Annotated in this window: 14 protein-coding genes; 10 read left to right on the plus strand and 4 right to left on the minus strand. The window is 72.3% G+C overall.

Annotated features, from left to right (window positions below; all coding sequences use genetic code 11):
• The first annotated feature begins 62 nt into the window (after positions 1 to 62).
• Genes ACWCSU_RS35080 through ACWCSU_RS35090 form a run of 3 tightly spaced genes read left to right on the plus strand, consistent with a single transcriptional unit; the run spans position 63 to position 7059 of the window.
• Positions 63 to 1547 (plus strand): twin-arginine translocation signal domain-containing protein, encoded by a 1485-nt coding sequence (locus tag ACWCSU_RS35080; protein WP_449940776.1) that lies wholly within the window; start codon positions 63 to 65, stop codon positions 1545 to 1547.
• Positions 1544 to 5155, plus strand: coding sequence for a beta-galactosidase (locus ACWCSU_RS35085; RefSeq protein ID WP_449940779.1), 3612 nt, complete (start codon positions 1544 to 1546; stop codon positions 5153 to 5155). The genes ACWCSU_RS35080 and ACWCSU_RS35085 overlap by 4 nt, the downstream gene beginning before the upstream one ends.
• A gap of 44 nt (positions 5156 to 5199) precedes the next feature.
• Positions 5200 to 7059: a glycoside hydrolase family 97 catalytic domain-containing protein gene (locus ACWCSU_RS35090; protein ID WP_449940781.1), complete on the plus strand. Its 1860-nt coding sequence runs from the start codon at positions 5200 to 5202 to the stop codon at positions 7057 to 7059.
• A gap of 44 nt (positions 7060 to 7103) precedes the next feature.
• On the opposite strand, the gene ACWCSU_RS35095 is transcribed toward ACWCSU_RS35090, so the two are convergent.
• Positions 7104 to 8393: an ROK family transcriptional regulator gene (locus ACWCSU_RS35095; protein WP_364095052.1), complete on the minus strand. Its 1290-nt coding sequence runs from the start codon at positions 8391 to 8393 to the stop codon at positions 7104 to 7106.
• A gap of 128 nt (positions 8394 to 8521) precedes the next feature.
• On the opposite strand from ACWCSU_RS35095, the gene ACWCSU_RS35100 reads away from it, so the two are divergent.
• Entirely contained in the window at positions 8522 to 10753 is a 2232-nt protein-coding gene (locus ACWCSU_RS35100; RefSeq protein ID WP_449940783.1) for an FAD-dependent oxidoreductase, read from the plus strand.
• 16 nt (positions 10754 to 10769) lie between these two features.
• Positions 10770 to 13739 carry an alpha-mannosidase gene (locus tag ACWCSU_RS35105; RefSeq protein WP_449940785.1) on the plus strand — a complete coding sequence of 990 codons (2970 nt, stop codon included), beginning with the start codon at positions 10770 to 10772 and terminating at the stop codon, positions 13737 to 13739.
• On the opposite strand, the gene ACWCSU_RS35110 is transcribed toward ACWCSU_RS35105, so the two are convergent.
• Positions 13720 to 14754: a LacI family DNA-binding transcriptional regulator gene (locus tag ACWCSU_RS35110; protein WP_357701408.1), complete on the minus strand. Its 1035-nt coding sequence runs from the start codon at positions 14752 to 14754 to the stop codon at positions 13720 to 13722. The two genes, ACWCSU_RS35105 and ACWCSU_RS35110, sit on opposite strands and share 20 nt — an antisense overlap.
• Before the next feature lie 210 nt (positions 14755 to 14964).
• On the opposite strand from ACWCSU_RS35110, the gene ACWCSU_RS35115 reads away from it, so the two are divergent.
• The 5 genes from ACWCSU_RS35115 (at position 14965) to ACWCSU_RS35135 (ending at position 22347) form a co-directional block, all read left to right on the plus strand.
• Positions 14965 to 16344: an ABC transporter substrate-binding protein gene (locus ACWCSU_RS35115; RefSeq protein WP_449940787.1), complete on the plus strand. Its 1380-nt coding sequence runs from the start codon at positions 14965 to 14967 to the stop codon at positions 16342 to 16344.
• A complete protein-coding gene (locus ACWCSU_RS35120) occupies positions 16328 to 17215 on the plus strand; it encodes a carbohydrate ABC transporter permease (protein WP_449940790.1) in 888 nt (295 codons plus the stop codon). The genes ACWCSU_RS35115 and ACWCSU_RS35120 overlap by 17 nt, the downstream gene beginning before the upstream one ends.
• Positions 17212 to 18090, plus strand: coding sequence for a carbohydrate ABC transporter permease (locus ACWCSU_RS35125; RefSeq protein ID WP_357701414.1), 879 nt, complete (start codon positions 17212 to 17214; stop codon positions 18088 to 18090). Before ACWCSU_RS35120 ends, ACWCSU_RS35125 begins: the two co-directional genes overlap by 4 nt.
• 4 nt (positions 18091 to 18094) lie before the next feature.
• Entirely contained in the window at positions 18095 to 21226 is a 3132-nt protein-coding gene (locus ACWCSU_RS35130) for a glycosyl hydrolase (RefSeq protein WP_449940793.1), read from the plus strand.
• 119 nt (positions 21227 to 21345) lie between these two features.
• Entirely contained in the window at positions 21346 to 22347 is a 1002-nt protein-coding gene (locus ACWCSU_RS35135) for a LacI family DNA-binding transcriptional regulator (protein ID WP_449940795.1), read from the plus strand.
• A 55-nt stretch (positions 22348 to 22402) separates the two neighbouring features.
• Here the strand turns inward: ACWCSU_RS35135 and ACWCSU_RS35140 are convergent, their stop codons facing one another.
• Positions 22403 to 23122 (minus strand): cupin domain-containing protein, encoded by a 720-nt coding sequence (locus tag ACWCSU_RS35140; protein WP_449940798.1) that lies wholly within the window; start codon positions 23120 to 23122, stop codon positions 22403 to 22405.
• Positions 23119 to 24051, minus strand: coding sequence for a DUF6807 domain-containing protein (locus tag ACWCSU_RS35145; RefSeq protein ID WP_449940800.1), 933 nt, complete (start codon positions 24049 to 24051; stop codon positions 23119 to 23121). Before ACWCSU_RS35145 ends, ACWCSU_RS35140 begins: the two co-directional genes overlap by 4 nt.
• Between the last annotated feature and the right edge of the window lie 156 nt (positions 24052 to 24207).

Genomic DNA, 24207 nt, shown 5'->3' on the forward strand with positions numbered 1-24207 from the left:
GGATCTCTAGTCTCCACTTAATCCGGGGGATGGATTTAGTCGCCGTTCGCGAAGGAGAACCCGTGACCGCAGCCGATCCGCCCGACGTTCCTCGTGCCCTCTCCCGCCGTGCCGTCCTCGCGGGCGCGGGTCTCGGCGCGGCCGCAGCCGTACTCGGGCTCCCCGGGCCGGCGGACGCCGCCGTGACCCCCGTGCCGCTGGGGGCGCTGCTCGGGACCAACCACGCCGGCACCGCCGGTCCCGGGATCGGCGCCCTGGCGGGCATGTCATGGGATCGCGCCGACGTCCTCTGGGCCGCCGTCGAACCCACCCAGGGGACGTACGACGACAGCGCCGTCCACGCCTTCGGCGCCCGGTTCGCCGCCGCCGCGGCCAACGGTGTGACCCTGCTCCCGGTGCTGGCCTACTCCGCCCCGTGGGCCGCCCGGACGACCGCGTACGGCTGGACGCACTGGGACGTGCGGTACGAGGTCGGCGCCGCCCAGGCCGCCGTCGGCTCGGGCTGGCAGCGCCGGGTGACCCGGACCCGGATCAGCACCGGTGAAGTCCTCCAGGACGAGGTCGTCGTCCTGCCCAAGGACAGGACGCCGCCGGCGGACCCGGCGAGGTGGAGCGCGTTCGTCGACCACGTCGTGGGGATCCTGCGCGGCACGTACGGGGTCGAGTACTTCCAGGTGTGGAACGAGGCGTACTGGTCGGCGGGGTTCTGGTACGGCAGCCCGTACGAGTACGTCGACCAGATCCACAAGCCCGCGTCCACGATGATCCGCGGCCACGGCGGCAAGGTCGTCTACGGCGGCTGGCCCTCGGTGGCGGCGATCGCCCGCTTCACCGCCCTGCTGACCGAGACAGGCGCCTGGTCCAGCATCGACGTGCTCGACGTGCACTACTACAAGCCGTCCGACCTGGAGTCGCTGCGGGTCGCGTGCGTCGCCGCGCTGGGGACGTCGCTGCCGATCTGGCAGACCGAGATCGGCTACTCGACCAGCCCGGCGGCGGCCGCCCTGGTGTACCCGGGACTGCTGCACTGGGCGATCACCCGCGGCCTCGCGCAGCGGCCGGACGGCTTCAAGCTGCTCTGGTACGCCTGGCAGGCGCCCGCCTCGGCGTCCGCGGCCGACGCCGGCCGCTACCTGCGAAAAGCCGACGGGACGCCGACCTCCCACGGCGTCTGCCTCGGCACCGTCGCCGACCTCTTCGACGGCGTGGTGCCCGAGACCTACGACACCCACACCAACGACGCCGGGCTGACGACGGCCCGGGACTGGGCCTCCGGTTCCGTCGAAGGGTTCCTGGTCGGCGGCAGCAAGATCGTCATCGCCGTCCACACCCCGGCAGGCTGGGCGGGCACGCACGTGACCTTCACCCTGGCGTCGCCGCCGCCCACGGCCGTCGCGGCCCGCGTGGACCTGACCGGTCAGCGCACGCCGCTGGCCCTCACCGGCGGCACGGTCACCGTCCCGCTGGCCGACGCGCCGGGGTCGGCCGCCGCCTCCCACAACGCCGCTTCCAGCATCCGCACCTGCTATCTAGAGGTCTCCTCGTGACAATCTCCCGCCGTACCTTCCTGCGCGGCGTCGGCGTCTCCGCCACCGCCGCCGTGCTCCCCGCCGTCACCGCCCAGTGGGCGGCCGCCGATCCGCGCTCCGCCCTGCTGACCCGCGAACAGCTGACGGCGCTGCTCGGACGGGGCGCGCACCTCCCGCTCGTGAGACTCGCCGCGGCGGGCGACCTCGGCGGCGCGTTCGGCGCCCACCTGCCGAGCCGCGACGGCCAGGTGTCCGTCACGGGCTGGGCCGGCGCGGACGACCTGTCGGCCGACCTCGCGCTCGGCTACGACGCCGAACGGCTGTACGTCGCCGCGACGGTGACCGACGACGTCCACCACCCGATCGGCGGCACCAACCAGTGGCAGGGCGACGGGCTCCAGATCGCCTTCGGCGACAGCGGCGGCGGATACGGCCCGGAGTACGGCCTCGCGCTGCTCGACGGCGGCCCCGAGGTCTACCGGTTCAGCGACGGCCCGGTCACCTCGCCGGTCGGCGACGTCACCCTGACCGCCCGGCGAGAGGGGACGAAGACGCACTACCTGGCGGCGTTCCCGTGGGCCTCGACCGGCGTCGACGCTCCGGCTCCCGGCGGCTCGGTGCTGTTCAACGCGATCGTCAACGACAACGACGGCGCGAACCGGCGGGGCTGGATCCAGTGGCGTCCCGGCATCGCCACCGGCAAGTCCGCGCAGGAGTTCGTCCGGCTGGCGGCCCTGCCCGAGTCGGGCGCGTGCCAGGCGTGGATCACCCTCGACGAGGACGAGGTCGAGGCGGGGTCCACGATCGAGGCGTCGATCTTCGTCCTGAACTGGGACGACGCCGACCGCCGCGTCGAGGTGACCGGCCCGGACGGCGCCGCGACGCCCGCGACGATCCCGGCTCGCACCACCCTGCGGCTCACGATCCCCATCACCGCGACGACCGCGGGCGAGCTCGCGATCACCGCCTCGGTGAAGGACCTGACCGGCGGCGCCACCACCGATCTGGCGGCGACCGGCCGGGTGACGATGTCGGCGGAGGCGATCGCGCGGGACCTCGCCGAGATCGCCGCCTCCGTCAGGACGGCCGGGGACCTGCTGGCGCAGTGCGCGGACCGGGGGATCCCCACCCACTACGAACGCGTCGACGCGACCACCTTGGAGAGGTTCACCGGCTACACCCGCGACGACGTCACGGCAGGTCAGAGGTGGCGCGCCACCTACAACACGGTCACCATGACGGCGATGGCCGACCACCTCCTCACCCGCCTGCGCGCCCTGGCCGCCGGGAAGGCGGAGGGGACGCGGGTGCCGCGCTACGTCACCGGGCCGATCGGCCGCGAGGACTGGATGTTCACCGGCACGGTCTCCGACGGCACGACGACCAGGAAGGGCCGCCCGGTCGTGTTCAGCGGCCCGATGGGATGGGCCGAGGTGGTCGCCGACATCCCCAGGCTGGCCGATCTGGGCTTCAACGCCTGCGCCCTGGAGATGGGGCCGCAGAGCGCGATCGTCCCGCCGGACGCGATCCCGGGCTGGGGCACGACGGGCGTCGGCGACGCGGCGGTGACCTTCGCCCGCGACGCGTCGGTCTCGCACGGCTCCGCCGCGTCCCTGCGCGTGTCGTTCGCCGGTCCGAGGAGGCCGAACAACTACCGCCAATTCTCCCAGCTGCTGACCGTGGAGCCGGGGGCCGCCTACCGGGTCCGCGCGTGGATCAAGGGGCAGGACGTCACCCTTCGCGCGGTGTCGATCCCCACCGCCACCTGGGCCACCCGCTACTACCCGCCGGAGGGCACCTACGACTGGCAGCCGGTCGAGTTCACCCTCACCCCCGGCAACGTGTCGTCCTACCGCTTCTCGATCATCTGCGAGGGCCAGGTCGGGGCGCTGTGGATCGACGACCTGACCATCACGCGCGCCGATGGGACGGGGCCGGAGAACATCGCGGGCAACGGCGGGTTCGACGAAGCCGTGACGGTCGCGGCGAGCGGCGAGTACGCGGTGTCGCCGTACGAGATCGACCGGGGCCCGGTGCGCTGGCTCGCGGCGGCGGCCGAGGCGGACGTCGCCCTGAGCCTGCTGCTGGCGCCGCAGTACTTCCCGGCCTTCCTGACGGCCAGGCACCCCGACCTCAAGCTGGCCGAGGGGTACGACGTCCACCACCCGCTGGCGCGGGAGGTGATCGAGGCGTTCCTGCGTGCGATCATCCCCAGGATCGCGAAGTCGCCCGCGCTGCACAGCCTGATCCTCAGCAACGAGCCCCGCTACGTCGACACGGCGAGCCCGTCGACCAGGCGCGGCTGGGCGCGCTTCCTCACCGCGGAGTACCGCGACATCGCCGCGCTCAACAAGGTGTACGGCACCGCGCACCGGAGCTTCGACGAGGTGCCCGTCCCCGGCGTGCGGGCGGTCGAGCCGACCGTGCCCTGCCACGACTGGATCACCTTCAACACCAGGGCGTTCGCCTCGTGGCACGCGTGGATGGCCGAGGTGGTCCACGACCTCGCCCCGGACGTCCCGGTGCACTCCAAGATGGTGGGCAGCACCCTGAAGGACCGCAACTACCTGCTGTGGGGCCCCGATCCCGAGCAGTGGGCCACCTTCTCCCAGCTGTCGGGCAACGACGCGTCGAACTACCCGGGACAGGGCGTCGACGGCTTCCTGGGCAAGTTCGCGTTCTACGACCTCCAGGCCGGCATCGCGCGGACCCCGGTGTTCGACTCCGAGGACCACGTGATCCCCGACCGCAGCACGTCGTACTCCAAGGTGGAGGCGGCCCACGTCGCGGCGGACCTGTGGCAGGGTGCCCTGCACGGCCGTTCCGCCACCGCCTTCTGGGTGTGGGCGCGGACCACCGAGGCGGCGTCCACGCTGGCGGGCAGCATGCTGCACCGGCCGGACGTGATCGCCGCGGCCGGCCGGACCAGCCTGGACCTGAACCGGTTCGCCGCCGAGGTGGCCCTGTTGCAGGGTGCCGGGGCCGGTGTCGGCATTCTGTACTCGCGCACCTCGTCGGTGTACTCCGCGCGGCACCTGGCCGCGGTGCGCGAGGTGTACAAGGCCCTGACGATGAACGGCGTCCCCGTGCACTTCGTCACCGAGTCCGGCCTGTCCGGGCGGCAGGCCACCGAGGGGGTGAAGATGGTGATCGCACCCGGGGTGACGCATCTGCCGTCCGCCTGCCTGCGGGGGCTGCGGGACCTGGCCGGCAAGGCCCGGCTCGTCGTCGCGGGCGCCGACGCCCTGACGCGCGACGAGCGGAACCAGGCCCTTCCGGCCGGTGAGCGCGCGCAGGTGCTCAGGAAGGCGACCGTCCTGCCGGCCGACGGCCCGGCCGGCCTCGGGGCCGCCGTGCTCGGCCTGGCGCGGCGGAGCCGGCTCGACGTGGTGACGCTGGAGCGTACGTCCGGCGGCGCGCCCGCGGACGTCGAGTGGCGGCCGGTGCACGACGGCAGGCGCTGGCTGGTCGGCGTGACGAACTACGGCAAGCGCACGGAAGCGGTGACGATCAGGCTCCACGGCCGCGGGCCTCTCGAACTCCAGGACCTGCTCACCGGCGAACGACTCGACCGGTCGAGGACGGAGCTGGCCCCGCTGACGCCGCGCCTCCTGACGCTCCGTTAAATGCCGTCTTTTTATTCCAACCAGCGGACTAAAGGAAACCCAACGTGTTGTGGACCGTGAAGTCGCCCGAGGGCGCGGTCGAGCTCGACGTCTCACTGGACGACCGGGGCCGGCTCTTCTACGACGTGCGGCGGCGCGGCGTCGTACTCCTCCGGCGCTCCAGGCTCGGCGTCGAGCGGCAGGACGCGTCGTTCCACGACGGGCTCACGCCGGTCGCCGAACCCGTGGCCGAGGTGCGGGACGACGGTCACACCGCGGCGCACGGCAAGCGCGCCGTGCTGCGCGAGCGGTTCACGGCGGCCACGCTGTCGCTGCGTGGACGCAACGGCGCGCGTCTCGATCTCGACCTCCGCGTCCTGGACGACGCCGTCGCGTTCCGCTACCGCTTCCCCGAGGGCTCCGGCACGGCCACGGTCACCAGGGAGCTGACGACCTTCGCGTTCGCGGCGGAAGGGCGGGCCTGGGCGCAGCCGACCTCGCCCTCCGACGGTGGCGGACCCGCCCACGAGAACCTCTACACCAACGGCGTGCCCATCGGCACCCCGACCGGCGCGCGCTCGTACGACCTGCCGGCCACGTTCGAGGTGAACGGGCAGTGGCTGCTCGTCTCCGAGGCCGGGCTCGACGAGACCTTCCACGGCACCCGGCTGGCCCCCGTCCCGGCCGGCCGGGAGTACGGCGTGCTGGGCCCCGACCCGGACGAGGGCCTCGGGCACGGCGACGTCCTGGCCACGTCGGCGCTGCCGTGGACGCTCCCGTGGCGGTTCGTCGCGATCGCGGACACTGCGGCCGAGCTGGTCGAGTCCACGACCGTGTGGCACCTGGCCGAGCCCTCCACGATCACCGACACCTCGTGGATCAGGCCGGGACGCGTCTCGTGGAGCTGGTGGTCGGAGAACGCCAGCCCGCGCGACCTGGCCGCGCTGCGGCGCTTCGTGGACCTCGCGGGCGAGATGGGCTGGGAGTACTCGCTCGTCGACGCGAACTGGACGGTCCACGCGGAGCAGGAGATCCGCGACCTGGTCCGCTACGCCGCAGAACGGGACGTGCACCTGTTCCTCTGGTACAACTCCGCCGGGCCGAACAACGACTCGACCGAGGGGCCGCGCGACCTCATGCACCTGGCCGAGGCGCGGCGGGCGGAACTGGCCAGGATCGCGGACTGGGGGATCGCCGGGATCAAAGTCGACTTCTTCCACTCCGACAAGCAGGCCGGGATCGCGCACTACCTCGGCATCCTGCGGGACGCGGCCGAGGCCAGGCTGATGGTCAACTTCCATGGCAGCACCGTCCCGCGCGGCTGGGAGCGGACGTGGCCGCACCTGATGACGATGGAGGCCGTACGCGGGGCCGAGTGGTACCTGTTCGGGCCGACGTTCGCGGAGGAGGCCGTGTGGCACAACACCGTGCTCCCGTTCACCCGCAACGTGATCGGCCCGATGGACTACACGCCGGTCACCTTCGGCGACGCGCTGAGGCCCCGCAGGACCACGGCGGCCCACGAGCTGGCGCTCGCAGTGGTCTACGAGTCGGGGCTGCTGCACTTCGCGGACTCGCCCGAGTCCTACCGGGCGCAGCCGGCGGAGGTGCGCGAGGTGCTGCGGGCCGTGCCGGCCGCCTGGGACGACACGGTCGGGCTGGCGGGGGAGCCGGGCGACCATGTCGTGCTGGCCCGCCGTACGGGAGGGACCTGGTGGCTGGCGGGCGTCAACGGCCCGGTCGCGCGCCCGGCGGCCACCCTCGGCCTCGGGCGCCTCGGGCCGCTGAGCGGCACCTGGCGCCTGGTCGGCGACGGCGCGGACCGCGACGCGGTGACGGTCTCCGACGTCGCGGCGGGCGAGGCGTTCCAGGTGCCCGCCATGCCCCCGGGCGGCGGCTTCGTCGCCCGCCTGCTCCCGCGGTAAGGGCCAGGGCGGAGGAGGAAGCGCCCGCCCGCCCCCGGGTGGGGCTAGGGGCGGGCCGAGAAGCGTTCGTCGAGGATCAGGCAGGCGGCGCCGATCGCGGCCACGTCGGCGCCCAGAGCGGTGCCCACGACGCCGAGGTCGTGGATCTCGCGCATCACGAACCGCTCGGCCACCGCCGACCGGAGCAGCGGCAGGTAGTGGTGTGCGGCCGGAGCCCAGGCGGGCCCGCCGCACACCACGAGCTCGGTGTCGAGCAGGTTGCCGATGGTGAGGATCGCGCGGGCGAGCCGCCGCCCGGACCGGCGCAGGATCTCCACCGCCCGCGCGTCGCCGTCGTCGGCCGCCCGGCACAGCGCGCCGAGCCGCCTGACCGCCTGGACGAGCTGCCCGTCCTCCGGCGTGGCGGGCAGGACGCCCGCCGCGACGGCCTCCTGGATGAGGAACAGCGGCGAGCAGGCGGTGCCCAGGCAGCCGCGCTGCCCGCACTCGCAGGGCGGCCCGTCGGCGTCGACGATCAGGTGTCCGATGTCGCCGGCGTTGCTGGACCGGCCGCGTACGACGATGTCGCCGCTGACCAGCCCCACCCCGACGCCGGTGCCCAGGTAGAGGAAGGCGAAGTCGCTGTTGCCCGTCGCGCCGCCGGCCCAGCGTTCGGCCACCGCGGCTGCGGTGACGTCCTTGTCGAGCACGATGGGCAGCCCGGTGGCCCGGTGCAGCCGGTCGACGAGCTCGACGCGGTGCCAGCCGGGCAGGTGGGGCGGGTCGACCATGGCTCCGCCCGCGATGTCCAGGGGGCCGGGCGCCGCGATGCCGAGGCCGAGCACCCGCTCGCGCTCGACGCCGGATCCGGCGAGCAGGACGTCGAGGGCCGAGGCCATGCCGGTCATGATGGCGTCGGCGTCCTGGGGGCTGGAGGTCTGCCTGCTGAAGTGGGCCACGAGGTTGCCGCCGAGGTCGAGCAGCACGTACGTGATCGTGGCCGGGTCGATGTGCACGCCGAGCGCGTAGCGGCTGGCGGGCACCAGCTCAAGGGTGCGGCGGGGCCGGCCGAACCCGGTCGTGGACGTGCCGGTCTCCGCGATGAGCCCCTGGTCGAGCAGCCGCTGGCAGACGTCCGACACGGTCTGCGCGGCGAGGCCCGTCTCGACGACCAGCTCCGCCCGCGAGCTCCCGGTCCGCGCGCGCCTGATCGCGTCGAGGACGACGGAGTCGTTGAAGTCCGCGACGTGTTCGAGGTTGGAGCCGCGCCGGAGCCCGGAGGAGCGGCCGGGCGGCCCGCCCTCGCGCCTGGCTGCCTTCCCGACCGTGGTCGACTCCCGCCTGGCTGCTGCCACTGATCCCCGTTCCCCTCGCTGTCGTCGCGCTCTGCGCCTACCTTAGCCAACCCGTCGTTGACTTATTCAAGACGTCGGAAATATTGTAGATCCGCTTTGCTTGATTCGACCCCAGAAAGTCGGCATCCATGATGCAGCTCGCACACGCCGCCGATGTCACCGTGGTCGGCGGCGGCCTGGCCGGAGTCACGGCCGCGGTGAGCGCCGCGCGCAACGGCGCGAAGGTGGCCCTGATCAACAACAGGGGAGTGCTGGGCGGCAACTCCAGCAGCGAGATCCGGGTGTGGGTGGTGGGCGCCACCGCGCACGGCGCGCAGAAGTTCGCCCGCGAGACCGGCCTGATGGGCGAGCTGTTCGCGGAGAACCAGTGGCGCAACCCGGAGGGCAACCCGATCCTTTGGGACCACGTCGTCCTCGACCTGGTACGCGCCGAGCCGAACATCACCCTCTTCCTCAACACCGAGGTCCGCGAGGTCGAGGCCGACGGCGAGGAGCATGACCGGGTGATCCGCTCGGTCACCGGCTGGCAGTCCGGCTCCGAGAAGCTGATCACGTTCGAGTCGCCGATCTTCCTCGACTGCACCGGCGACGGCCTGGTGGGCCTGCTCGCCGGCGCCAGGTTCGCCACCGGCAGGGAGGACCGCGGCGCGTATGGCGAGGAGTGGGCCCCCGAGGTGGCCGACGACGACATGCTCGGCAGCACGATCCTCTTCTACACCAAGGACACCGGCCACCCGGTCCGTTTCGTCCCGCCGGGCATCACCAAGGACATCGAGGCGTTCGACCTGCCGCTGCGCCGCCACATCGACCCCGGCATGAACGGCTGCGACTACTGGTGGATCGAGTGGGGCGGCGAGCTCGACGCGGTCGCCGACAACGAGCGCATCCGGGACGAGCTGTGGGGCATCGTCTTCGGCATCTGGGACCACATCAAGAACTCCGGCCGCTTCGAGGCCGACAACCTGACGCTGGAGTGGGTGGGCAGCCTGCCGGGCAAGCGCGAGTACCGCCGCTTCCTCGGCGACCACGTCCTGACCCAGCAGGACATCACCGGCCAGACCCGCTTCCCCGACGCGGTCGGCTTCGGCGGCTGGTCCATCGACCTGCACCCGCCCGGCGGCATCTACGCCGACGACAGCCCCTCCAAGCACCTGTTCGGCCCCGGCCTGTACGACATCCCGTTCCGCTGCCTGTACTCCGCCAACGTGCGCAACCTGCTGCTGGCCGGCCGCGACATCTCCGCCAGCCACGTCGCCTTCGGCAGCACCCGGGTGATGGCCACCTGCGCCGTCGTGGGAGAGGCCGCGGGCGCGGGGGCCGCGCTCGCCGTACGCAGGGGCGTGACGCCGCGCGAGATCACCGCCTCGCACATGGACGAGTTGCAGTCGATGCTCCTGCGGCAGGACGCCTCCCTGCTGGGCGTGCCCTGGCAGGACCCGTCCGACCTGGCGCTCAAGGCCGTGGTGACGGCGTCGTCCACGCTCACCCGCCTGGCGGGCGGCGCAGACGGCGAGCCGGAACCGTTCCCGATCGGCGAGGCCGACTTCGGGCTGCTGCTGCCCGCCGACCCGCGGATCGACGTCGTGCGGATCGGCGTCGACGCCGCCCGCGCCACCACCGCGACGGTCGAGCTGTGGGGCACGGGCGGCGGGCTGAACCACATCCCCGTGGAACCGCTCGCCCGGCGCGAGGTCCCGGTCGAGACCGGGCGCGGCCTGCTGGAGGCCCGCTTCGACGACGTGCCCCCCGGCGGGGGCGAGGTGGTCGTGGTCGTCCGGCGGAACGCCGACCTCGCCGTCCTGGCCGGCGCGGGCCGCCCGCCGTACGGCGTCCTCGGGCTGCTCAGCAGGGAACCGGCGCTCGACACCGGCAAGCCGCAGAGCAACGCGTGGTCGGCCTTCGAGCTGCGCAGGCGCACGCCGCGGTTCGAGGTCGAACCCGCGACCGCCGCCTACCGGCCCGAGCAGGTCGCGGGCGGGCCGGCCAGGCCGTACGACGGGCCCAACCTGTGGGTCTCCGAAGGCGGCGGCGAGCAGCACGTCGAGCTGCGCTGGAGCGAGGAGCGGACGATCGGCCGGGTGGAGCTGATCTTCAACGACGACGTCGACGAGGACCTGATCAACCTGCATCACCACCGTACGCCGTACCTCGTGCCGCCGGAGCTGGTGAAGGACTACCGGATCGAGGTGGAGCGCACGGGCGGCCGGGAGACGGCCGTGTCCGTCACCGGCAACCGGATGCGGCGCCGGGTCCACGTGCTTGACCCCGCCACGCGGGCGGGCGCCCTGCGGGTCGTCGTCACGGCGACCAACGGCGACGAACGAACCATGATCGTCGCCGTGCGGGTCTTCGAAACCTGACTTTGGAGAGTGCATCGTGCATGACAACCGTTTGATCGTCGAGGGACGGCTGGAGCGTTTCGTCCAGCAGTTCCTGCCCGGCGCCCTCTACCGGGAACGGCGGCCCCTCGCCGTCGAGGCGTGGAACGTGCCGGGCGAGCCGGTGCCCGCGCCGGTGGCGTTCGCGGCCGGCTACCAGCCGGTCACGCTGCCGCACCCCTGGGGCGACCCATGGGGCACGACCTGGTTCCACGTGACCGGCCGCGTGCCGGAGGAGATTCCCCCGGGCACCCGGCTGGAGCTCGTCGTCGACCTGGGCTTCTCCGGGCCGCGTCCCGGGTTCCAGGCCGAGGGGCTCGCGTACCTGCCCGACGGCACGCTCATCAAGGCCGTGGCGCCGCGCAGCTCCCACCTGCCGTGGGACCCGGCCCGGCCGTCCATCGACCTGTACGTGGAGGCGGCGGCGAACCCGGAGCTCGCCGGCGAGAACACCTACGAGCCGACGCCGCTGGGCGACCGGGCGACGGCGGGCAGCGGGCCGCTCTACACGGCCAGGGCGTTCGACGTGGCGCTGCTGGACGTCGGGGTGTGGGAGCTGGCGCAGGACATCTGGACGCTGGACGGGCTGATGCGCGAGCTGAGCCCGGACTCGGCGCGCCGCTGGGAGATCCTGCGGGCGCTGGAGCGGATGCTCGACGCCGTCGACCCCGCCGCCGTCTCGGCGACCGCGGCGGCCGGACGCGCGGCGCTGGCCGGGGTGCTGGCCAGCCCGGCCGCGGCCAGCAGCCACCGGATCGTCGCCGTCGGGCACGCCCACATCGACTCGGCCTGGCTGTGGCCGGTGCGCGAGACGATCCGCAAGTGCGCGCGCACGTTCGCCAGCGCGGTGACGCTCATGGACGAGCACCCCGAGTACCGCTTCGCCTGCTCCTCCGCCCAGCAGCTGGCCTGGGTGAAGCAGTATTACCCGGCGCTGTTCGAGCGCATCAGGAAGAAGGTGGCCGCCGGGCAGTTCATCCCGGTCGGCGGCATGTGGGTCGAACCCGACATCAACATGCCCGGCGGCGAGTCGCTGGCCCGCCAGTTCCTGTACGGCAAGCAGTTCTTCCTGAAGGAGTTCGGCGTGGACACGCTGGAGGCGTGGGTGCCGGACACCTTCGGCTACTCGGCCGCGCTGCCGCAGATCATCGCCGCCTCCGGCAGCCGCTGGTTCCTCACCCAGAAGATCTCCTGGAACCAGGTCAACCAGATCCCGCACAGCACCTTCCTGTGGGAGGGCATCGACGGCACCCGGATCTTCACCCACTTCCCGCCCGCCGACACCTACATCTCCGAGCTGTCCGGCGCCGAGCTCGCCCACGCCGCGCGCAGCTACAAGGAGAAGGGCGTGGCCGGGACCTCGCTCGTGCCGTTCGGCTGGGGCGACGGCGGCGGCGGCCCGACCCGCGAGATGCTCGCCGCCGCCGAGCGGCTCGGGTCACTGGAAGGCTCGCCGGTGGTGACGATCGACTCGCCCCAGGCCTTCTTCGAACGCGCCGAGGCCGAGTACGAGAGCCCGCCGGTGTGGTCGGGCGAACTCTACCTCGAACTGCACCGCGGGACCCTGACCAGCCAGCACCTGACCAAGCAGGGCAACCGCCGCAACGAGCACCTGCTGCGCGAGGCCGAGCTGTGGGCCGCGACCGCCGCCGTCCGCGAGGGGGCCGCCTACCCCTACGACGAGCTGACCGGCAGCTGGCACACCGTGCTGCTGCAGCAGTTCCACGACGTGCTGCCCGGCACCTCGATCGCCTGGGTGCACGACGAGGTCGAGCAGAACGACGCCCGCCTGCGGGAGAGCCTGGGCCGCGTCATCGACGAGAGCGTACGCACCCTCGTCGGCGAAGGCGACCTGGAGCTCGCCACGGACGGGCTCGGCATCCGGGAGCCCGCCGCGCACCCGGCGGACGTCTCCCTCACCGAGGAGGACGCCGGATTCGTGCTCGACAACGGGCTCGTCCGGGCCGTGATCGACCGCCGGGGCCACCTGGTGTCGCTGCGCGACGCCGCGACCGGCCGCGAGGCGATCGCGCCGGGAGCGGCGGGCCACCGGCTGGTGCTGCACCGCGACATCCCCAACGAGTGGGACGCCTGGGACATCGACGAGCACTACCGCCGCGTCTCCCGCGACGTCGACGAGGTCGAGAGCCTGGAGACCGGCGCCGGTGAGGTCGTCGTCACCCGCCGCTTCGGCGACTCGACGATCAGGCAGACGCTGCGGCTGCGCCCCGGATCGGCCGCGCTCGACCTGGCCTGCGGGGTCGACTGGCACGAGCGCCACGCCCTGCTCAAGCTCGTCTTCCCGCTGGACGTGCACGCCGACAGGTTCGCCGCCGAGACCCAGTTCGGCCACGTGTACCGGCCCACGCACACCAACACCTCCTGGGACGCCGCCCGCTTCGAGGTGTGCGCGCACCGCTGGATCCACGTCGGCGAGCCCGGGTACGGCGTGGCCATCGCCAACGAGTCGACGTACGGCCACGACGTGGTGCGGCACACCCGCCAGGACGGCGGCACGACCACGACGGTCGGCCTGTCCATGCTGCGCGGGCCGATGTTCCCCGATCCCGGATCCGACCTCGGCAGGCACACGCTCGCCTACTCGATCAGGCCGAACGCCGGCATCCGCGAGGCCGTCGCCGAGGGGTACCGCGCGAACGTGCCGGCGCGTGCCGTGCGCGGGGCGCGGGAGGTCGAGCCGCTGGTACGGGTCTCGCACTCGGCCGTGATGGTGGAGGCGGTCAAGCTCGCCGAGGACCGCAGCGGCGACGTGATCGTCCGCCTGTACGAGTCGGAGGGGACCAGGGCGCCCGTGCGCGTCGAGTGCGTCGGGGACGCGCGCTTCGTGGACCTGATCGAACGCGACGTCGAGCCGCCCGCGGGGGCCGAGTTCGAGCCGGGGGCCGTGTCGCTGACGCTGCGCCCGTTCCAGCTCGTCACCCTGCGCTTCACAGCAGCTGGTCGATGAACTCCAGGAGGGTGGCGAGGTCGGGGGCGGCCTGACCGCCCGCGGTCGTGCGGCCGACGACGAGCTTCGGCGCGAAGTCGGCCGCCGTGCCGGGCGCGATCAGGTGTCGCGCCGCCGCGTCGCCGAGCGCGGGCAGGTTGGGGTCGATGGTCGTCAGGAACCCCGACCTGCGCTGCGGCGGGTCCATGGAGAAGTGGTCGTGGCCGACCAGCGCGACGTCCTCGGGGATCCGCAGGCCGTGGGCGCGCAGGCCGACGTAGGCGCCGTAGGCGATGAAGTCGTTGGCGCAGAAGATGGCGTCGACGTCGGTGCCCGCCTCGATCAGCCGGTTGACGGCCTGGAGGCCCCACGCCTTGGACCAGTCGCCGAAGATCGGCTCGACCGGGTGCCCGGCGGCGGCGAGGGTCTCGACGAACCCGCGTGTGCGCAGCTCGGCGCCCCTCTCGCTGCCCTCCCCGATGTGCGCGATCCTCGTCCTGCCGAGTGACAGCAGGTGCTCGGCGGCCAGCCGCCCCGCGCCGTGGTCGTCGGGCAGGAACGAGACGTCGGCCGGGTCGTCGGACTCGCAGAAGGCGTAGGCGACGGGGCAGGACAGCCGGTCGGAGACGGACGGGTAGAGGCCCGACGGCCCGGACCCGATGACCAGCACGGCGTCGACGTGGCGGGCCTCCAGCGCCCGGACGAACTGGGAGCGCCGCTGGTCGCTCTCGGCGGCGTCGCACACGAGCGTGGCCAGCCCGGCCGCGGCCAGCCTGCGCTCGGCGCCGCGCAGCACCATGCTGCTGAAGATCTCCGAGGCGTCCTCGATGATGATCCCGACCAGCTCGCTCCGCCCCCTGGCGAAGGACTTGGCCAGGGCGTTGGGCCGGAAGTCGAGGCGTTCCACGGCGTCGTGGATGCGCCTGCGGGTCTCCTCGGAGGCGCGTCCGGTGTTGTTGAGCACCTTCGACACCAGCGACACCGAAACCCCGGCGGCAGCGGCGACGTCCGCGAGGGTTGTGGCCTTGCGCGCCATCAGTTCCTTCCCTCCCGGTGACAACAGGTTACTTCCACGTTTCTCCGGACTCTTGACAAAGTACCAGGATCAGCAAGACCATGGCGATGGTCAACCGGTTGACCATCGCCATGAAATCCGCCGGCACGCCACTGCTGCCCGCGTGAGCCCCCAGCGGTCACGACACCGCCCGAGCTCGATCGCCACCATGCCCGCAAAGAGGGATTCGTCATGCTGCATCACAAGAACTGGCGGCTCGCCGGTATCGCGATGACCGGAATCATAGCTCTCACCGCCTGTTCGTCCGGACGTCCCGAGGCCGGGGCGGACCCGGACGCCAAGGTGACGATCCACGTCGGCAACATGCCCACCAAGGACAACGCCGACAATCTCGCCCTGTTCGACAAGCAGGTCGCGGCCTTCCAGAAGCTCCACCCGAACATCACCGTGGTGGGCGAGGAGACCAAGTTCGACCCGCAGACGTTCGCCGCCCTCGTCGCCGGCGGCTCGATGCCCACCACGATGCAGGTGCCGTACACCAACATCCAGCAGCTCGCGCTCAACGGCCAGGTACGCGACATCACCGACCTCGTCAAGGGCGACGCGGTGCTCTCCAAGCTCAACCCGGCCGTCGCCAAGCAGACGCAGAACGCGGAAGGCCGCACCTTCGGCGTCGTCTCGGCCGCGTACACGATGGCCTTCATCTACAACAGGGCGCTGTACGAGAAGGCGGGCCTCGACCCCGACGCCCCGCCGAAGACCTGGGACGAGGTGCGCGCCAACGCCAGGGCGATCGGCAGGTCGAGCGACGCGGCCGGCTTCACGATCGCGACCACGACGAACTCCGGCGGCTGGATCCTCACCACGATGGCCTACGCCAACGGCAGCGCCATCCAGCGGCGCGAGGGCGACACCGTCACGTCCACGATCGACGCGGCCGGCGTGAAGGACGCGCTGACCCTCCTGCACGACGTCCGGTGGACCGACCAGGCGGCGGGCAAGAACTTCCTGCTGAGCCAGGACGACATGCGCAACTCCATCGCCGCCGGCCGGATCGGGCAGACCGTCCTCGGCGCCGACCTCTACCGCGACCTCGTCGGCAACCGCGACATGCCCGGCGACGACCTGGGCATCGCGCCGCTCCCGCAGTCGGCCACCGGCATCGGCACGCTGGGCGGCGGCGACATCGCCGTCGTCAGCCCCAAGGCCGCCCCGAGCGAGGCGGCCGCCGCGCTGGAGTGGGTGAAGTTCCGGTACCTGAACCGCTTCCTCGACCAGCGGGCCGCGGTCGAATGGGCCGAGACGTCCAAGGCGGGCGGCCTGCCCGTGGGCGCGCCCGAGGTGCCGCTGTTCTCGCCGGAGATCTACGACCGCTACCTGACCTGGGTCTCCGCCTACGTCAACGTCAAGCGGGACAACTACCGGGCCTACTTCGACAGCCTGGGCAAGCTGCCCATACTCGGCGAGCCGCCCGTGGCCGCGCAGGAGACGTACGCGCTTCTCGACGCCGTCACCCAGCAGGTCCTCACCAAGCAGGACGCCGACATCCCGGCGGCGCTCACCCAGGCCCGGACGGACGCGCAGGCGCTGATCGATGCCGCCGCTCAGTAGGTGGACCCAGCGCGGTGGCCTCGGCAAACTTCTGTTCACCGCGCCCATGCTCATCGTGTTCGGGCTGTTCTCGTGGTGGCCGATCCTGCGCAGCCTGGTCCTCAGCTTCCAGCGCACCAACCTGGTCACCGACCCGACCTGGGTCGGGCTGCGCAACTTCAGCAGGGTGCTCGCCGACCCGCTGCTGGCCACCGCGGCCTGGAACACCGTGTGGTTCACCGTGCTGGCCCTGGTCGTCGGCTTCCCCGTGCCGGTGCTGCTCGCCGTGTTCATCGGGGAGCTGCGCCGGACCAGGACGATCGCCAGCGTGCTCGTCTACGTGCCGATCATCATCCCGCCGGTCGTGGCGGTGCTGCTGTGGAAGCAGCTCTTCGATCCGAGCGAGCACGGCCTGCTCAACACCGTGGCGGGCTGGGCCGGGCTGGGGCCCTTCCCCTGGCTGCAGAGCGCCGAGACGGCGATGCCCAGCATCGTCGTGCAGGCGACGTGGGCGGGCTTCGGCACGACGACGATCATCTACGTCGCCGCGCTGATGTCGGTGCCGCCCGAGCTCTACGAGGCGGCCGAGCTCGACGGCGCCGGGTTGCTGCGCCGGGTGTGGCACATCACGCTGCCGCAGTTGCGCCCGGTCATCCTGCTCATGCTGATCCTCCAGGTGATCGGCACGTTCCAGGTGTTCACCGAGCCCTACGTCATGACCGGCGGTGGGCCGGACAACAGCACGGTCACGCTGCTCATGCTGATCTTCAAATACGCCTTCGTCGCCGGCGACTTCGGCAAGGCGACGGCCCTGAGCCTGATGCTCGCCGTCTTCCTCACCGCCCTGTCCGCGGTGTACCTGCGAGCCACGAGGGGGTGGAAGCGTTCATGAACGAGCGTGGCATCCTGTCCAGCGGCGAACGCCGCAGGCCGGCGACCCGCGTGGTGTTCACCGGACTGATCGTGGCCGTGCTCGCCTGCCTCGCGGTCGTCGCGGCCGGGCCGATCCTCTGGCTGGCCAAGTCGGCGGTGTCGACCTCGCAGGACATCCTGCGCGACCCGTTCGGCTGGTGGCCGAGCGGGATCCGGTGGGACAACCTCGTCAGGGCGTGGAACGGCATGGACATCGGCCGGGCCCTGGCCAACACGGTCTGGATCGCGGCCGGCAACTGGTTCTTCGGCCTGCTGGTCGCGCTGACCGGCGGCTACTCCCTCGCCATCCTGCGGCCGAGGTACGCCGGGGTCGTCTCGGCCGCGGTGATGGCCACCCTGTTCATCCCGGGCGTCGTCTCCCTCGTGTCGCTGTACCTGACCGTGATCGATGTGCCGGGCGTCGGGGCCAACCTGATCGACAGCTACTGGGCCGTCTGGCTGCCCGCCGCCGCGCACGCCTTCAACGTGCTGCTGGTGAAGAACTTCTTCGCCGAGCTGCCGAAGGAGGTCTTCGAGGCGGCCAAGGTCGACGGGGCCAACTCCTTCGAGGTGTTCCGGCGCATCGTGCTGCCGATGTCGCGGCCGATCATCGCCGTCGTCTCGCTGCTCACGCTGGTGTCGGCCTGGAAGGAGTTCCTGTGGCCGCTCCTGGTGCTGCCCTCGCCCGATCTGCAGCCGCTGTCCGTCGTCCTCTACAAGATCTCGGCCACCGCGGAGACCAGCACGCTCGTCGCCGCCATGTTCATCGCGGTGATCCTCCCGCTGGTCTTCTTCCTGCTGTTCCAGAAGCAGTTCCTCCGGAGCGCCGGCCGAGCCGGCGCGGTCAAGGGGTGACCCGATGAAAACACTGTCCGCGCTCCTCCTCCTCGCCACCGCGTTAGCCGCCCCGAAACTCCCGTACTCCAACACCTTCGACCCGTGGGCCATCAGCAGGAGCGGCTCGGCCGAGGTCGCCTTCACCGCCACCGCCCAGGGCCACACCGGGTCCGCGGTACGCATCGTCAACCAGACTCCGAGCAGCCCGAACACCTACGGGCAGCTCGCCCAGACCGTGCCGGTCAAGCCGGGCACGCTCTACCGGTTCACCGCCTGGGTCGCCTCGGAGGGGCTGTCGAAGGCGGCCGCGCTGCAGGCGGTGCTGAGCCCGGACAGCAGCCGGCGCTTCAACTTCCCGATGGGCGCCTACGACTGGCGCCAGGTCTCCTGGACCTACACCACCCTGGCCACCCAGACCAGCTTCTCCCTGCGCATCATCTCCCAGGACGTGACCCCCGGCGTGCGGCTGGACGACCTGACCATGACCGAGGACGGCACCGCGCAGAACCTGCTGGCCAACCCCGGCTTCGAGGAGCACTCCACCTACTTCGGGGTCATGAACGACTCCCTGCTCTTCGACCCCGGCCAGGCCGCGCTGGAACTGTTCACCGACGCCCGGGACCCGGCCCCCGCCCCCTGGGCCGTCCAGGACGCCCGGGGGACGCAGGTCGCGAGCGGCACGGCCGCCTTCACCGGCGGGAACAGCGTGGTGAACCTCGCCTCGCTGCCCAACGGCTTCTACACCTTCACCTCGGGCACGCTGAGCACGAGCTTCGGCATCGTCCCGTCGATGCCCGCCGCCGCGGCCGACTCGCCGTTCGGGGTCGGGCTGCACGGCTACGAGCAGGAGCTCGTCGACGGCATCGCGCGCATCGGCTACACCCACTCGCGCAACGACGTGGGCTGGTCCGCGGTCGAGAAGCAGGCGGGCGTCTACACCTTCGACCGCTACGACGCCGGGTTCGCCGCGCTGGACGCCGCCGGGATCGAGCCGCTGCCGATCTCGGCCTACCGCAACCCGCTCTACGACGGCAACCGTACGCCGAGCTCGCCCGAGGGCCTGGCCGCCTACGGACGCTTCACGGCCGCCGTCAACCAGCACTTCGCGAGCTACACCCGGGCGACCGAGGTCTACAACGAGTTCAACATCAACTTCAACGACGGCCTGTGCGGCCGGACGCCCGCCTGCTACGCCCAGCTCCTCCAGGCGGCCGCCGCGGTCAAGCCGCAAGGAGCGCGGCTGGTGGGCCCGGCGATCTCCGGCGCCTCGGCCGACTACGTGCGCCAGGTGCTCGAACAGGGCGGCGCGGACGCGCTGGACGCGGTGTCCGTCCACCCCTACCGCCACCCCACGCCGCCCGAAGGCATGGACACGCAGATGGCGTCGCTGAGCCAGACCGTCGACGCCGCCGCCGGCCGCTCGCTCCCGCTGTGGCTCACCGAGTACGGCTGGCCGACCCACACCGCGGGCGGCACGACCGACGCCATGCAGGCCGACTACCTGGTCCGCTCGGCGGTGCTCTCCCTGGCCGGCGGCGCCGACCGCCTCTACTGGTACGACGCCCGCGACGACGGCACCGATCCGAACAACCAGGAGCACAACTTCGGCGTCTTCGAGGTCCGGCGCGCGACCGCCCGCTACGCCGCCGAGCCCAAGCCGGCCGCGGTCGCGCAGGCGGTGATGGCGGCCGAACTCGCCGGGCGCACGATCACCCAGCGGGACACGCTGGACGCGACCACGTACTCCTTCCCCTTCAGGAGCGCCGCGGGCGACGACCTCGTCCGCGTCATGTGGGCGTCGGACGGCCCGAGGACCGTGACGATGCGGACCGCCCAGCCGCTCACCCTCACCGACCAGTACGGCGTGCCCGCCACCCTCACCCCGCACGCCGGAGCCGTCCAGGTGACCCTGACCGAGCACCCGGTCTACGTCAGGGGCCAGGTCGACTCCCTCGTCCTCGACCCCGCGCCCGCGATCACACTGAGGACGTCGCCGACCGTCGCCGACGGCGAGGGCATCGAGGTGCGTGCGGTCGTCGACCGCACCGGCCGCAACTGCCGCGCCGTCCCCGCCAAGGTGACGATCACCCTGGACGGGCGGCGCCACGACGTCAAGGTCAAGGGGTGCGGCACCGCCGAGACCGTCTTCGACCTCCCCGCCCCCGCGGGCGGCAAGGCGAGCTGGGTCACCGGCTGGGCCGCGACCGGGCACGAGAAGGTGGCACGGCTGGCGACACCGACGATCAGGGTCACCACCCCCGTGGTCGCCGCCGTGGGGGTCGACCTCGTCCGCGACGGCGGCTACCGGGCGCGGGCGTCCGTCTCGCTGGCCAACACCTCCCGCAGGACCCCGGTGACCCTCGACGGCCTCACCTGGACCCTCGGCGAGCAGTCGGGCACGATCGCCGACACCACCACGCTGCAGCCCGGCGAGCAGGTCGCGCACACCATCCCGCTCCCGTCGCTGCGGGTGTGGGAGCAGGGCTACCTGGAGGTGTCCATCGGGCTGCGCGGCCGTGACGCCCTCCGGTTGCGGCAGTCCGTCGGCGCGGGACCCATCGAGCCCGACACCGCCACCACGGCCGCGCCGATCGACCTGGCGGCCGACGCGACCTGGTTCCGCTACACCGCCGACTGGGGCGGGGCCGCCGACCTCGGTGGTCCTGTGCGGATCACCCAGACCCCGACGGGGCTGCGTGTGCAGGCGACGGTCCAGGACGACGTGTTCACCCAGAAGAACCCGGCGGGCAACCTGTACAACGGCGACTCCATCCAGCTCTCCCTGTCGCCCGCGCTCCCCGGCGCCTCCACCGAACGCACCGAGATCGGCCTGGCGCTGACGCCCGACGGGCCGGCCGCCTACACCTTCGCCGCCTTCGGCATCGCGATCATCGGCCCGACCCCGACGGACCGGCTCGCGGTGACCCGGACGGGCACCACCACGACCTACGACGTGGTGCTGCCCTGGCAGAGCCTGGGACTCAACGGCCCTCCGGCCGGGGTGTTCGCGCTGTCCCTGCTGGTCAACGACGACGACGGCCCCGGCAGGAAGGGCTATCTGGAGTGGTCGTCCGGCATCGGCCACACCAAGGACACCGGGCGGCACTTCCCCGTACGACTCACCAGCGGGCTCCAGGGGTCGTCCGGCTCCTGAGGCCCGCCCCTTCCTCCGGGAGGGCCCGGGACGACGACGAGGTGATCGATCACTTCGTCGTCGCCCGGCGAACGGGCGACCGGCTAGGCTGTGACGCGCAGCGCGAGGAGAGGGGGCCCTTGGACGAGGCCGAGACGCCGCGCCTCACGATCCACGAGGTGGCCCGGCGCGCGGGCGTGTCGCACCAGACGGTCTCCCGATACTTCAGGAAGAACGAGACCCTGAGACCGGCGACCCGCGCCAAGATCGACCTGGTCGTCCAGGAGCTCAACTACCGGCCGAACCTCGTCGCGCGTTCCATGCGCACGCGGCACACGAACCGGCTGGCGGTCACCCTGCCCGCCTCCGACTACCTGTGGCCGGCGCGCATGCTCCGCGCCGCCGCGGCCGCGGCGCACGCCGAGGGCTTCCAGCTGGAGGTTCTCAGTGTCGAGGGAGATCCGCGGGCCAGGGCGGAGCGGGTGCTGGAGCTGGCCGGTTCCGGGCAGGTCGAGGGCGTTCTGTCGCTGACGCCTCTGGAGACCGATCTCGCCGCCTCGCCGGTGCCCATCGTCGTCACGGGCGACTACGACGACCACCTGCGCGGGACGAACGAGCTGGCGGACGCCTCCCCGGTCGAGGAGATCATCGACTGTCTCGCCTCGCTCGGCCACCGGGTCTTCTTCCACATCGCGGGCGCGCAGAGCTGGGCCTCGGCCCGCAACCGCAAGCTCGTCTTCGAGCAGACGATCGAGCGCCGCGGGCTCATCTCGTACGGCGTCGCGCTCGGTGACTGGAGCTCCCGGTCCGGCCATGACGCCGTTCGCGGTCTGCCCGACGGCTGCGGCGTGACCGCCATCGTGGCCGTGAACGACCACGTGGCGATGGGGGCCGTACGCGCGGCGCTGTCACGGGGCTGGCGGGTCCCGGGCGACGTCAGCGTATTCGGCTGGGACGATGAGGAACTGGGACGTTTCGCCACCCCCTCACTGTCCACCGTGGCGGTCGACCGGGAAGTGCAGGGGCGGGAGGCGATGGCCCGGCTCATCGCGGCGGTGCGCGGCGAGCCCGCGCCGCCTCCGTCCGACCGGTCGATCAACCGGGTCATCGTCCGCGAGACGGCCGGTCCGGCGCCCGCCTGAGAGACCGGCCCGCACGGCGGCGCCGATCCGGCCACAGGACCCGCCGGCCGCCCGATCAGGGACGCGGCGCCCACGTGCGCAGCCGGCCGCACATGCCGAACGCGCGAGGGCCCGGCCCGGGCGCGGTCCGCACCACGGCGGCCTGCCCGAGATGGGCGGCATCACCACCCGCGAGCGCGTCGAGCTGTGACCCCGTGCGCTCGGTCTCGGCGGCGACGGTCCCGTCCCACAACTCCTTCCAGGACGCGACCCGGGGGCGCACGATCGCCGCCGCCAGCCGATGGAAGTCCGCCAGCGCCTGCCCGCCGCGCTCCTCGGCGTCCGCCACCAGTCGCCGGAACCCGGCGACCGCCAGGTCCCTGCGGACCCGTGCGGCCGCCGCCCGTTCGTCCTCCGTAACCCCCACCGGCAGCGTCGCCGCGGCGAGGTAGGCGTCGCGGTCGCGCAGGACGTCGGCGGGGAAGGTGAGCACGGCATCCCCGGCCTCGGGCAGGCCCGCGTTCTGCATGATCACCAGCAGCCGGAGCCCGTCCTCGTTGACCAGACGGTGAATCGTCCCGGGCGAGAACCACAGGACCGTGCCCGCTTCGAGCCGGTCGCGGGCGAAGCCGGCGGCACTGAGGGTGTGCACCTCCCCGCGGCCCGCGGTCACGACGTACGCCTCGGTCGAGACCGTGTGCAGGTGCGGCGTGCCGCCGTGCACACCGTCGGCGCACTCCCAGTCGTAGACCGCCAGATCGCTGATCGAGGTGCCGCCGGGGAACAACGGGGTCACAGCGCGAACTCCGTGCCGAGTTCGTCGAGCTCGGCCCGGTCGCACATGTGGTCGACGAAGACGTAACGGTGCGCGAGTTCGAGGGTGTCGCCGTCGGCCAGAGCGATCTCCTCGTCGAAGGAGGGGGAGGGGCTGATCACGGCGAACGCCTCGTTGCGGACGAACCACTTGATCGGCGCCGGCGCGCTGGAGTGCCCGGCGACGGCCAGCACGGTCCCGCCGCCGTCGATCCCGTCGTGCTGCCCGACCATGGCCAGCCACGGTGCCTCGACGCCCATCATCTCCTCACCGCCCAGACCGCCGGCGCCGATGATCGTGCCGCCGGTCCAGGACCTGGGACCGCGCCAGAAGTAGCCCGCGTACCCGGCCATTGGCCGGCCGTGCGTGGTGGGGCTGCCGAAGTCGAGCGTGGCGCCGCGGACGTTGTGCAGCGACGTGGTGAAGTCCAGGGCCCAGATGCCGCGCGCGCCGTCCACGCCGTGGAAGACCTGGCGGCGCTGCTCGGTGATCCAGTGCTCGCCCCGGGCCGAGAGCCAGTGCAGGCTCTCCTCGACCACGACCCGCGTGCCGTCGGAGGTGACGTCGGTGAAGGCGAGGTGGTTGATGTGGCCGTGGTTGTCCTCCCAGTGGTAGTCGCGCTCCACCGAGAAGGTCGGGCCGCCCCAGAAGTTCTGCCCCGACAGGTGCGCCCAGGTCATCTGCAGGCCCTTGTGCCAGCGGTGGTCGTGCGGCCGGTAGACCGACATGGGCGCGCCCGACAGGCTGCGGATGGGGTGCAGGTAGGGCTTGGGGGACTCGGCGTCGGGAGCGTCCGGCTGGTGGACGTACCGGGCGATCCGCACGTCGCCGGCGGTGATGGCGAGGGAGTCGTCCTCTTCGCGGACGGCGAGCGTGGTGTCGGGCGTGGTGTCGGGCGTGGTGTCGGGCACGGGGCGGGTCCTTCTGCTGGGAGCGGGCGGCGGCGGCCGGCGCGTGGCCGCCGCCCGGGGGAGTGCATGGCCGGACCGCCGCTCCCGGCCTTCCGTCGGCCGCGCCACGAAGCCTCGGGGGGAGGGACCAAGAGTGATCGATCACTTTTTGCTTGA

Source organism: Nonomuraea sp. NPDC001699, assembly GCF_053596455.1.